Genomic DNA, 12,365 nt, shown 5'->3' on the forward strand with positions numbered 1-12,365 from the left:
ATACAGAAAAGAGGTCCAATTCGAAAGTGAATTGAACCTCTGAAAATCCCTTCATCAACACCGGTTGACAAAGAGCCAATCATTTTGCCACGAAAAAAGGCGCCCCGTTGCGCGGTCAAGCACAACGGTAGCGTCTCTTCGTTAGGCCATATATTCAAATGTGAAGTCGTCGATTCGAACAGAATCACCGTTTTGAGCGCCATGGTCACGCAGACCATTGTCCACGCCCAAGCCACGCATTTGACGGGTAAACCGCAACAGACTTTCGTCATGGTTGATGTCCGTCATCTTGAATAGCTTTTCAAGTTCAGCACCACCCAGAACCCAAGTACCGTCTTCATCCCGATCGATGGTAAACTTCTCTGCGGGTTTGAACGTGTACTCTGCTGTCGTTGGCGCTTCTGGTTGCTTAACTGGGAACTTCGGTGTCTCAGCCAACAGCACTGCCGTCCGCTGTAACAGTGGCGTTAAGCCATCGTGAGTCAACGCAGAAACAGCGAAGATCTCTGGCGTATCAGCCAACAACTCATCTTGCTTCAAGTCTTCCTTGAATTGCGCTAAGTTATCCGCTGAATCCGGCATATCCATCTTGTTCGCAACCACAATTTGTGGGCGTTTCAAGATATCTGGATCATACGTCTTCAACTCTTCATTAATTTTTTCAAAGTCATCGTAAGGGTTGCGCCCTTCCAAACCGCTCATGTCGATCAGATGCAGAATGACCCGCGTCCGTTCAACGTGACGTAAGAATTGGAAGCCCAGTCCGATACCCGTAGCAGCCCCTTCAATCAGACCAGGTAAATCAGCCATCACAAAGTCTTGACCATCAGGTAACCGCACCATCCCCAGGTTAGGGACTAAGGTCGTAAAGTGGTACTCCGCAATCTTAGGCTTGGCACTCGTGACCGTTGACAGTAAAGTCGATTTGCCAACTGATGGGAACCCAACCAATCCAACATCGGCTAACACCTTCAACTCCAAACGAACCTCGAACTCTTCACCAGGTTCACCATTTTCGGCAATTTCTGGTGCAGGGTTCTTAGGTGAAGCAAAGTGGATGTTACCACGGCCACCACGACCACCACGTGCTATCACGGCTGAATCATCACTGGCCACGAGGTCAGCAATAACCTGGCCCGTTTCATCATTAATGATGGTCGTTCCTTGTGGCACTTTGATCAGGGTATCATCCGCGCCCCGACCAGTCATCGACTTGATCGCACCATTACCACCATTTTTCGCCTTAAACTTACGGGAATAACGGAAATCCATCAGGGTCCGTAAACCTTCGTCGACCATGAACACGATGTTCCCACCGCGGCCACCGTCTCCCCCAGCGGGACCACCATTGGGCACGAATTTTTCCCGACGGAAGGCCACCATACCATTCCCACCGTTTCCGGCCTTCACATTAATTTTAACTTGATCTACAAACATAATTTATTTTCCTCGTTTTCTAAACCAGCCTGCGCTGCTTTCTCTGTAAGATTCCTGCTAGCTAGTATACCGGCAAACGGCCGTGACGTCAAAGTTTGGTTGGCGTTCGTGGATTCTTGATCTCTGCGGTCTCCGTTGCCAGCGTGACGTGAATCGTTTGTGCGACCGTCTTACTGATACCCAGGCCCTGCAGAACTTCGACACTGGCTTCACCAATCTTCTTGGTTGAACCAAACTTCTTCAACAACTTTGTCCGCGTCTTGGGACCTACACCAGGAATCAAGTCCAGCCGAGAACTCAGTGAGTTCTTACTGTGAACCTGTCGGTGGAACGTAATTGCAAAACGGTGAACTTCATCTTGAATTCGTTGAACTAAGTAGAAGCCTTGGCTCTTGGGGTCCAAATGAATATGGTGGTCATCCCCACCAAATAACAGGTCGGCAGTCTTATGGTGATCGTTCTTCACCATCCCAGCAACTGGGATGTGCAAGTCAAATTCATCCTCTAAGACTTCCTTAACGGCATTCATCTGAATGTCGCCTCCATCCATAAGAATAAGGTCGGGCATCGGTTTGTTTTCCTTTAGCAAGCGTCCATAACGTCGCCGAATAACTTCCAATGTGCTAGCCGTTTCATCCGCATGATCTACGGTCTTTAATTTATATTTCCGATATAATTTCTTATTGGGTTGACCATCAACGAACACGACCATTGCGGAAACTAAGTCCGCCCCTTGAATATGGGAGTGGTCAAACGCTTCAATCTTATGACCAGGAGCAATGCCTAATGCATCAGTAATTTCTTTCATCGCACCAGTCGTTTTGCTTTCGTCTAGCTCCAGAAGCCGAAACTTCTCTTCTAAGACCAGTCTGGCGTTCTTACCTGCCATGTCCAGTAAGTCCCGCTTGGTTCCCCGCTGAGGCGTTCTAACGGGCACGTGGAGCAGCTCTTCGATAACCTCGTGGTCCACACTCGCCGGTAGCAAGATTTCGCGGGGCAACACGGTATTCTTCCGCTGATAAAATTGCACGATAAAGCTGGCTAATTCTTCCTCAGGGGTGTTGACGATTGGAAACAGTCGCTTTTCCCGTTTCATCAGTCGCGCCTGACGAATGAAGAAGACCTGAATCGACAGCCACCCCTTATCCATGTAAAAGTTAAAAATATCCCGCGGCGTACTATCGTTGGAAATGATTTTTTGCTTTTCGACGGTGGCTTCGATGTACCGAATTTGATCACGGAGATCGGCTGCTCGTTCGTATTCCATGTCGGCGGCTGCCTTGCCCATCCGTTGGTTTAAATCCTTTTCCGCATGGGCCACGTTACCGTTCAAGAACGATTTAATCTTACGAATTTGCTTGTCATACTCGGCCTCGGGAACCTCTTTGAAGCAGGCCCCCAGGCACTGCCCCATATGGTAGTACAAGCAGGGACGCCCTTGATAACCGGTACACCGCCGCAAAGGATAGACCTTCTGCAAGAAATGAATCGTTTCCTCAGCCGCGTAAACGTTCGGATACGGGCCAAAATAGTAGGCCCCGTCCTTCCGAATATCACTGACCAACAGTAACTGTGGATCACGTTCATTGGTAATCTTAATGTAGGGGTAACCAGTCCCCCGCTTTAATTTAATGTTGAAATAGGGTTGGTGTTTTTGAATCAAGGTAATTTCCAGCAAGAAAGCTTCCTTGTCAGTGGATGTGATGATCGTTTCAAAATCAACGATTTCACTCACCAATTGGGCCGTCTTACCAGTATGACTACTCTTAAAGTAGGAGCGAACCCGGTTCTTTAAGTTTTTCGCCTTACCCACGTAAATAATCTGACTATTGATGTTTTTCATGAGATAACAGCCGGGAAGGCCCGGCAGAAGTGCCAACTTATGTTCAAGGTATTCTGATGCCAAGGATAATCCCTCCCGTTTTTATGAATAATTAGCTAATAAAGTATAAGCCGAATGCCTGTTTGGTGCAAGCAATCCACCCTCAGTTCTCCAAACTGAACATTAAATGACAAACCCGCGGAATTCTGCTAGAATAACTGCAAAAGACAAGGAGGTGGCTGAATTGGCCTTAAAGGTTAAACGGCAAGACGACCTAGACTCCATGTTCGGTAAATTTGCCCAAATGGACCCCACGGACGTAAAGCGCGATAAGTTCTTGAAAAGTAACGATTTCCACAAGAATGATAAGCGGGGCAAGGGCTTGATTAAGGATGACAAAGTTAAGCACGAGCAAAAACACGAACAGGATTAAGGGTAAAGAAAGGACTCACGGCGAACAGCTGTGAGTCCTTTCTGTGTTTTAGCGTTTTGGTTGATAGCCGTCAGGGTACCGTGCGTTCAATCGCTTGATGTTATCCTGTGCGACTTCGTCAAAATCGATGTCCGCCCATTGCGCAATCTGGCTTAAGTACCAGAGAACATCGCCCATTTCTTTCACAATGGCATCGTGATCCAAGTCTTGACCGTGAAATGTGTATTTCTTGACCAAATCAACGACCTGTCCCGTCTCACCAGCCAGGCCCAACGCACAATTCGTCAGAACCTGTTCGTTGCCGTATAAAGTCCGGTTAGCGGCTTTTTGATATTCATTAAATTCCACTGCTATTCCTCCCCAAAGGCTTGTTGCTCGATCCAGTTCCAAACGTCATCCTTACCCGATTTCTTAGGCGCTGAGAACATCACAATGTTGTCGGTATTAGGCAAATTCAACATTTTTTTGATCTGACTGACCGTTTGGTTCCACTTTCCCCGCGCAATCTTGTCAGCCTTAGTGGCAACGATCAGCGTTGGAATTTCGTAGTAAGCTAACCACTGGTACATGGTCACGTCAGCTTCCGTTGGCGCGTGCCGGGCATCAATTAATGAAACGACCCCGCGCAACTGGTCTCGTTGCGTCAGATAAGTTTCAATCATTTGTCCCCACTTTTCCCGTTCAGACTTCGAAACCTTGGCGTAACCGTAACCGGGAACGTCCACGAAGTAGAGCTGATCCTCCACGTTATAAAAATTCAGGGTCTGCGTCTTCCCAGGTTGACTGGACGTCCGGGCGTAAGAATTCCGGTTGATCAACACGTTCGTCAGTGAGGATTTCCCCACGTTTGAACGTCCCACCAGCGCGATTTCTGGGTAGCCCGTGGTGGGATACTGTACGGGGTCAACCGCACTCATGACTAATTCCACATGATTAACTTGCATTAGGTAGTGCCATCCTCTCCAAAAAAATATCTTTCACCATTCTAACACAGAACTTGGCACCACAGAATTGATTCCCCGGAACTTTTCCAACGGACCCACCATAAAGAGTGGTTGGCCGGGATTTACCCAAATAAAAAAGATGCCCGGCCGTAGCCAAACATCCTTCTGATAATTCTATTAATTAAGACGCCTTTTGATCCTTCAGAACCAATTCAGGTTCAGCATGATCAGTAACCGTAGCCGCCGTAATGACCACCTTAGCCACGTCGTTACGACTTGGTAAGTCAAACATGATATCACGCATCACATCTTCAATGATAGAGCGTAACCCACGAGCCCCAGTGTTCCGGGCAATCGCTAACTTCGCCATTTCACGCAATGCCGCAGGTTGGAACTCTAATTGAACGTTGTCCAATGATAAGAGTTTCTCGTACTGCTTAACCAATGCGTTCTTAGGTTCTGTTAAGATCCGAACCAAGTCATTTTCATCCAGCTTCTCTAAGGCTGTCAGGATTGGTAACCGCCCAATGAATTCAGGAATTAACCCAAATTGCAAGAGATCTTCTGGAATGACGTGTTGCATCAAGCTATCACCTGATGCCAACACATTTTGTTCCTTGGAATCCGCACCAAAACCAATCGTTTGATCACCCAAACGACGCTTAACGATGCCGTCGATACCATCAAACGCTCCCCCCACAATAAAGAGGATGTTCGTGGTGTCGATTTGAATGAATTCCTGTTGTGGATGCTTCCGACCACCCTGAGGTGGCACGTTAGCAATCGTACCTTCAAGAATCTTCAACAGTGCTTGTTGAACACCTTCACCGGAAACGTCTCGCGTAATCGAAACGTTCTCAGCCTTTTTGGCAATCTTATCGATTTCATCGATGTAGATGATTCCCTTTTCAGCACGGTCCACGTCGTAGTCAGCGTTCTGCAGTAACTTCAACAGAATGTTTTCTACGTCTTCACCCACGTAACCAGCTTCGGTCAAGGTCGTCGCATCCGCAATTGCAAATGGCACGTTCAAGATCTTAGCCAGGCTTTGTGCCAGGTAGGTCTTCCCTGAACCAGTTGGTCCGATAACAGCAATGTTACTCTTCTGTAATTCAGGACCTTCGCTGTCAGCTTGAGCCATTTCATTAACTCGCTTGTAGTGGTTATAAACCGCTACGGACAACGTCCGCTTAGCTTCGTCTTGGCCAATAACGTACTGATCTAGCGTGTTCACGATGTCAGCAGGCGTTGGTACTTCCAACGTTTCTGGTGCAGCGTCTTGGCTGACTTCTTCATCAATGATTTCTTTACAGAGGTCGATACATTCGTTACAGATGTAAACACCTGGGCCAGCAACGATCTTCTGAACTTGGTCTTGTGTTTTACCACAGAATGAGCAGGTTACTGTGCCATTCGTATCGGTGTTTTCAAACAATAAACTCACCCTTTCTCTCCAGGCTTAGAACTAATTAGTCAACGGTTCTTGGTCAGTAAGCCTGTCGAACTAACCAGATTCCCTATTCAATCGTGTACTATACCACAGTTAACGGCATGTGAAAATTAATTCGCCTCGTGGCTGGGAAAACTGGTTAAAAGATAGAAAAACCGGGACAACATCGCCTGTCATCCCGGTCAAAACACTGTTAACGATTATTCGTCGTCTTCAGAATCCTTCTTCTTGTCTTGCTTAGCAGAGTCAGCAATCAAGTCAACTGCACTCTTGATAGCAATGTCATGCTTCAACATATCGTCAGACAAAGCACTCCGTACGGCACTTTCTTCCATACCGTATTGGCTAGCTAAGTCCTTAACTTCAGCCTTGACTTCGTCTTCACTAGGTTCGATCTTTTCGGCTTCAACAACGGCTTCAAGAACCAAGTTGGTCTTAACCCGCTTTTCAGCACCATCAGCGAATTGCTTACGCAAGTCGTCTTCGGTCGTCCCAGTCAATTGGAAGTACATCTTAGGTTCGATACCTTGTTGTTGCATGTTAGCCAGGTATTGGTCCATTTGACGGTTGATGTCTTCAGTCATCATAGCTTCTGGCACTTCGGCAATTTCAGAGTTGTCAACAGCAGTACTGATGGCTTCGTCTTCGATTGCTTCGTGAGCAGCCGTCGTCTTTTGTTCCTTCAAACGATCCTTCGTCTTGGCTTGTAATTCTTCTAAGCTGTCAACATCTTCGTCAACATCCTTAGCGAATTCATCGTCCAATTCTGGTAATTGCTTTTCCTTAACTTCGTGAATGGTAACCTTGAAAGTGGCTTCCTTGTCACGTAAGTCTTCGGCTTGGTAATCCTTAGGGAAGGTTACCTTAACGTCCACGTTTTCGCCAGCCTTGTGACCAACTAATTGGTCTTCAAAGCCAGGAATGAAGGAGTTAGAACCTAATTCCAAGGAGTAGTTGTCAGCCTTACCACCGTCAAATTGCTTGCCGTCAACGTAACCGTCAAAGTCGATAACAACAGTATCGCCCTTAGCAGCGGCTTCGTCTTCCTTCAAGACTAATTCAGCTTGTTGTTGACGTTGCTTTTCTAATTCAGCGTCAATGTCCTTTTGGTAAACACGGGTGTTTTGCTTAGTTACACTAAGGCCCTTGTATTCGCCCAACTTAACATCTGGCTTAACCGTAACAACGGCCTTCAAGACCCAAGCCTTACCTTTGTCCATGGATTTAACATCCACTTGTGGTTGGTCAACTGGTTCGATACCAGCTTCTTTAATGGCAGCATCGTAAGCTTCTGGCAAGACGATGTTTAAAGCGTCTTGGTATAAAGCTTCTTCACCATACATTTGGTTGAAGATTTGACGTGGAACCCGGCCCTTACGGAAACCTGGAACCGCTAAATTCTTTTTAGTACGTTGGAATGCTTTGTCTAAGCCTTCCGTAATCTTATCAGGAGCAATTTCAAAGGTCAGTTCGCCTTTAGTAGCTTCCTTTTTTTCCCACTTTGCAGCCATTATTTTCCCTCCGAAATGAAAGATATTACTATTTACAATTCTAGCAATTGCATACTATATTAGTGTACCTTACGCCACCGAAATTGTAAAATGATTTTTGCCGAAACACCGTGAATGGCGCGGATTCTTTGCGATTTTTCGATGAATAAACCGATTTTAAAAGGTCAACCAGCTTTCACCATTGTCACACGAAATCTAGCCACAATAAAAGGGACCGAAAAGTTAAACTTTTCGACCCCTCTTACAGATACTTCTAATTAATCAGATTAATTAGTCGTCAATTTCCGTAACGGTACCGGCACCAACGGTGTGGCCACCTTCACGAACAGTGAACTTAGTACCCTTTTCAATGGCAGCTGGTTGGATCAGTTCAACAGTGAACGTCACGTTATCACCAGGCATAACCATTTCAACGCCATCAGGCAATTCAATTACACCAGTGATATCAGTGGTGTGGAAGTAGAATTGTGGACGGTAGTTGGAGAAGAATGGCGTATGACGGCCACCTTCTTCTTTGCTCAAGATGTAGACTTCACCCTTGAACTGCTTGTGCGTTTGGATCGAGCCTGGCTTAGCCAAAACTTGTCCACGTACAACTTGTTCACGGTTAACCCCACGGAGCAAGGCACCAACGTTATCCCCGGCTTCACCAAGGTCCAACGTCTTACGGAACATTTCAAGACCAGTAACAGTCGTCTTCAATACGTCGTCATGTAACCCAACGATTTCAACTTCGTCACCAACCTTGACCATCCCACGGTCGATACGACCAGAAGCAACAGTCCCACGACCAGTGATCGTGAAGACGTCTTCAACTGGCATCAAGAAAGGCTTGTCGTTTTCACGTTCTGGAGTTGGGATGTAATCATCAACAACATCCATCAAGTGAAGGATAACCTTTTCTTGTTCTTCGTCGCCTTCAAGAGCCTTCAAAGCAGAACCACGGATAACTGGAATATCGTCACCAGGGTAATCGTATTCTGAAAGCAATTCACGAACTTCCATTTCAACTAAGTCGACAAGTTCGTCGTCATCAACAAGGTCAGTCTTGTTTAAGAAGACGATGATGTATTCAACACCAACTTGGCGAGCAAGCAAAATGTGTTCACGAGTTTGTGGCATAGGGCCATCAGTAGCGGCAACAACCAAGATAGCACCGTCCATTTGGGCAGCACCAGTAATCATGTTCTTGATGTAGTCAGCATGTCCTGGGGCATCGATATGCGCATAGTGACGCTTTTCAGTTTCGTATTCAACGTGAGCAGTGTTGATCGTGATACCGCGTTCACGTTCTTCTGGAGCTGCATCGATATCAGCGTAATCTTCGGCCTTTGCTAAACCTTTGCTAGCAAGTACCTTAGTGATTGCAGCAGTTAACGTCGTTTTCCCATGGTCAATATGGCCAATAGTACCAATATTTACATGGGGTTTAGTTCTTTCATAATGTTCTTTTTCAGCCATTAATGAAACCCTCCTGTATTTTATCGCTAAGGGCAATTAAATTAATCACCCTTTGCGTAAAATTATACTACTTCTTTTCAGAAAGGGAAAGCTGGAACCCTCCCAAAAAAGAATCCTTGACCAGTATATATGCTGAAGAATTATTTGTAAACTAAAAATTCACTCATTTTTCGGTTTTTCGGTATTTTCGCCACTTAATGGCCCAAAAAGTTCAGCCAAATACCGATTTAGGCGTTGTTGCCAGGCCAAAATTTCTTTTAGTTTCTCAGAATCCCCCTCAGACGGCGTGATTCCCCCCACTGTCTGAACCCATAAAACGGGTTGGGTAATAACTTTATCAATAAATGGATAAAGCATCATTAGCTGTAACGTAACTGTCTGTTGCAGATTGGCCGCTAGTACTGGATCATTCTGGCCCAATTCTAGCTGCAAATAATTCTGAATGGCCTGTGCTGCTTGACTGGCTCCTACAGGTTTAAGGTCTTTGGTAGCAACAGTATAGGTCTGGTCATCCAACCAGTGTAACTGAACCGACGCATCCACCTTTAACCGTAAAAGTTCTTCCAGTAGCGTTGCCCGAATCAAGGGGTGTAAGAACGGGTCGACCAAAAGATACTGAACACCTTTCATAAAAGTGGTCAGTGGCAACTGTTTGGCCCGTTCCAGCCGATGCCGTTGCTCAGAAAATGAAACATCCCCCAAATGATAAAACTGCTTGGCAATCGTTTTTTGGGTCGCGGCCAGTGATCGTTCGGCTTCCTGTTCTGCCTGCTGAATCTTATCGCGGCCTGCCTCACGCCAGTTTTGAGCACCCGGCAACTCACAGAATTCGCGGGCGAAAATAAATTGTTGATTCTGTAACGCCACGTCTAACCGCAAGTTAAACAAGGCTTCATCAGTCAAATAAATTTGGTCCTGTTCGGCCGCGATTTGTTCTGCTGCCAGATATTGCTGGTCATGGAAGAGACTCATCACCAAATACCGGTTCAATTCAGGCGTCTGCTGGTCCTGATACAACGCTTGAAACGCTGCACTAGCCGTGGACCATCGTTGCTCCTCAAACGCCTTACGTGCCGCTTCAAAGGCTTTCTCGCGAGCGGCGGGACTCGAAAAATCTGCCACAATTATTTTCCCCCTTAATTCTTCGCTGACATAAAACGGACCGAATGCCTCACTGGCTTCGGTCCGTCATCTTAATCTTTTTCGCTGGTCGTACCTTCGGGCTTGCTTGCACGCCGCCGTTTACGGTTACGATGAGCCTTATGGTTTGGTTTAGCAGCAGCTGCCGCTGGCTTGTTAGCCTTGGCATTTTGCGCCTTAGCTGGTGCCTTCTTGGCACTAGGCTTAGGTTGTGGCTGCTCACCCGGTTTGTCCTTGCCAGTGCTCCGCCGATGATGCTGGTTAACTTCCATAATCACTGGTAAGATAACTGGCCGCCGGTGCGTTTGTTCAAACAGATAATGACTCAAGTGTTCTCTGACATCCTGCTTCAAGTGACCCCAGTCAAACTCTTTGTTGTCCAAATTATTTTGAACAGCCTTGCGAATGATTTGCGCACTTTCCTGCATCAAGTCTTTGTTAGCCTTAACGTAGACGAACCCACGAGAGGTAATCTTAGGGTCGGCAACGATTTGTTTCTTTTTACGATCAATGGTTACGACCGCAATAAAGATACCATCGTCTGCTAAGACCTTCCGGTCACGAAGAACAATGTTGCCAATGTCCCCGACACCAATACCATCAATCATGGTATCACCGACTTCAATTCCTTCACCAAGGCCCATCTCGCCCTTGTCATAGGTCAAGACATCACCTTTGGCCAAAATAAAGACGTGGTCAGCAGGCATACCGAGTTCCATCGCCGCATTAGCATGGGCGTTCAATAACCGGTATTCACCTTGAATAGGTACCAAATACTTAGGTTTTAACAAATTCAACATCAATTGCAAGTCACGTGTGTACGCATGGCCTGAAGAATTGAGTTCATCCGAAATAGCCTTAACTTCGCCACCCGCCCGGTAAATCATGTCACGGGTCTGAGCAACTGTCGTATCCATGGCATGTGAAGGCGTCGTGGTAATGTAAACCAGGTCACCTTCCTGGATGTTCAGATCTTTTTCTTGCTTATTAGCCATACGTTGGATGGCCTTAATTGGTTCACCCATCTTACCAGTCTGGAGAATAACTGTTTCAGCAGGACTCAAACTCTCCAACTGTTCTGGTGTAACCAGCAGATCGTCGTCAAAGTCCAACTTGCCCAGTTCCATGGCAGTATTCACGATCTTTTCAAGATCCTGGCCAGTCAGGCAAACTTTACGCCCTGTCTGTTTAGCAGCATCAAAGACCTGTTGAATTCGCAGAATATTTGAGGCAACACAGGCAACGACGACACGCCCTTCCTGGTAGTGGAAGGTTTCTTCAATAGATTCCGCAATAGTCTGTTCAGAGGCGTTCATGGCCGGGTTTTCTGCATTGGCAGAATCACTCAATACGGCCAAGACCCCATTTTGGCCGATTGACCCTAACCGTGCGTAGTCCGTTTGGTACCCAGGCTTAGCGGTTTGGTCGAATTTGAAATCACCGGTATAGATGATTTGGCCTTCGTCAGTCTTTAAATCGATCCCCAATGATTCAGGAATTGAGTGGGTCGTCGAGAAGAAGGAAACCGTGACGTCGCCGAAATCAATTTCCGTCTTTTCATCGATCACGTGGAAATCATCGTAGCCCTTCACTTTTGGTTCAGCGTTGACCCCAATTTTAGCCAGGGCAATCGTCATTTCAGAACCAAATACGGGCACGTTGAACTCACTCAAGAAGTAAGGTAACGCCCCAATAGCATCCGCATGTCCGTGGGTCAGAAAGACCGCCACGATGCGATCCTTATTCTCACGCAAGTAAGCCCAGTCAGGAATGACCACGTCAATCCCTAATAATTCGTTTTCCGGGTACTTCAACCCACAATCTAAAATGTAAATGCCACCATTAACGTCCACGGCATACATGTTCTTACCGTTTTCACGAACACCGCCAAACGGAATAATCTTTATTTTTGCACTCATAAGTTCACCTCAAGTATCTTTGATAGATTCAATTCAATCCCTGGCAAATCAATCGCCAGTGTTTTCTTATGGGCAACTTCAGCCCAAAATTCGTCCATGATTAAACTTCCTCCAGTTTACCATACTTTGATGGCATACAGAACTAAGATGGCTAATCTGTTTTAAAGGCAAAAATAAAAACCACCCGTTAAACGGGTGGTTTTCTCGAGGGCTATAAGCCCTGGGTACCGGCCAGCGTCTCAAGGCGC

The 12,365-nt window shown here is 46.4% G+C and carries 10 protein-coding genes; 1 reads left to right on the plus strand and 9 read right to left on the minus strand.

The annotated features are described in order from the left end of the window. Positions 1–141: 141 nt before the first annotated feature. Together obgE and uvrC are read right to left on the minus strand one after the other, a co-directional pair. Positions 142–1,437, minus strand: coding sequence for a GTPase ObgE (obgE, locus tag EKM87_RS11640; protein ID WP_125684907.1), 1,296 nt, complete (start codon positions 1,435–1,437; stop codon positions 142–144). Between the two features lie 88 nt (positions 1,438–1,525). Next, positions 1,526–3,343 (minus strand): excinuclease ABC subunit UvrC, encoded by a 1,818-nt coding sequence (uvrC, locus tag EKM87_RS11645; protein WP_125684909.1) that lies wholly within the window; start codon positions 3,341–3,343, stop codon positions 1,526–1,528. A 151-nt stretch (positions 3,344–3,494) separates the two neighbouring features. On the opposite strand from uvrC, the gene EKM87_RS11650 reads away from it, so the two are divergent. Further along, entirely contained in the window at positions 3,495–3,692 is a 198-nt protein-coding gene (locus tag EKM87_RS11650) for an SPJ_0845 family protein (RefSeq protein ID WP_225426700.1), read from the plus strand. A gap of 48 nt (positions 3,693–3,740) precedes the next feature. On the opposite strand, the gene EKM87_RS11655 is transcribed toward EKM87_RS11650, so the two are convergent. From EKM87_RS11655 to EKM87_RS11685, 7 genes are all read right to left on the minus strand, one after another. After that, complete coding sequence (locus tag EKM87_RS11655) at positions 3,741–4,040, minus strand: nucleoside triphosphate pyrophosphohydrolase family protein (protein ID WP_125684913.1); 300 nt, start codon at positions 4,038–4,040, stop codon at positions 3,741–3,743. A gap of 2 nt (positions 4,041–4,042) precedes the next feature. Continuing rightward, entirely contained in the window at positions 4,043–4,636 is a 594-nt protein-coding gene (yihA, locus tag EKM87_RS11660; protein WP_125684915.1) for a ribosome biogenesis GTP-binding protein YihA/YsxC, read from the minus strand. A 181-nt stretch (positions 4,637–4,817) separates the two neighbouring features. Then, a complete protein-coding gene (gene clpX / locus EKM87_RS11665) occupies positions 4,818–6,071 on the minus strand; it encodes an ATP-dependent Clp protease ATP-binding subunit ClpX (RefSeq protein ID WP_125684925.1) in 1,254 nt (417 codons plus the stop codon). A 215-nt stretch (positions 6,072–6,286) separates the two neighbouring features. After that, positions 6,287–7,597: a trigger factor gene (gene tig / locus EKM87_RS11670; protein ID WP_125684917.1), complete on the minus strand. Its 1,311-nt coding sequence runs from the start codon at positions 7,595–7,597 to the stop codon at positions 6,287–6,289. Between the two features lie 270 nt (positions 7,598–7,867). Then, on the minus strand, positions 7,868–9,058 hold the full coding sequence (gene tuf, locus EKM87_RS11675; RefSeq protein ID WP_125684919.1) for an elongation factor Tu: 1,191 nt from the start codon (positions 9,056–9,058) through the stop codon (positions 7,868–7,870). Between the two features lie 159 nt (positions 9,059–9,217). After that, on the minus strand, positions 9,218–10,180 hold the full coding sequence (locus EKM87_RS11680) for a hypothetical protein (protein ID WP_125684921.1): 963 nt from the start codon (positions 10,178–10,180) through the stop codon (positions 9,218–9,220). 71 nt (positions 10,181–10,251) lie between these two features. Next, positions 10,252–12,117, minus strand: coding sequence for a ribonuclease J (locus EKM87_RS11685; RefSeq protein ID WP_125684923.1), 1,866 nt, complete (start codon positions 12,115–12,117; stop codon positions 10,252–10,254). Positions 12,118–12,365 lie beyond the last annotated feature (248 nt).

It is taken from the genome of Levilactobacillus yonginensis (assembly GCF_003946265.1).
In the GTDB taxonomy this organism is placed as follows: Bacteria; Bacillota; Bacilli; order Lactobacillales; family Lactobacillaceae; genus Levilactobacillus; species Levilactobacillus yonginensis.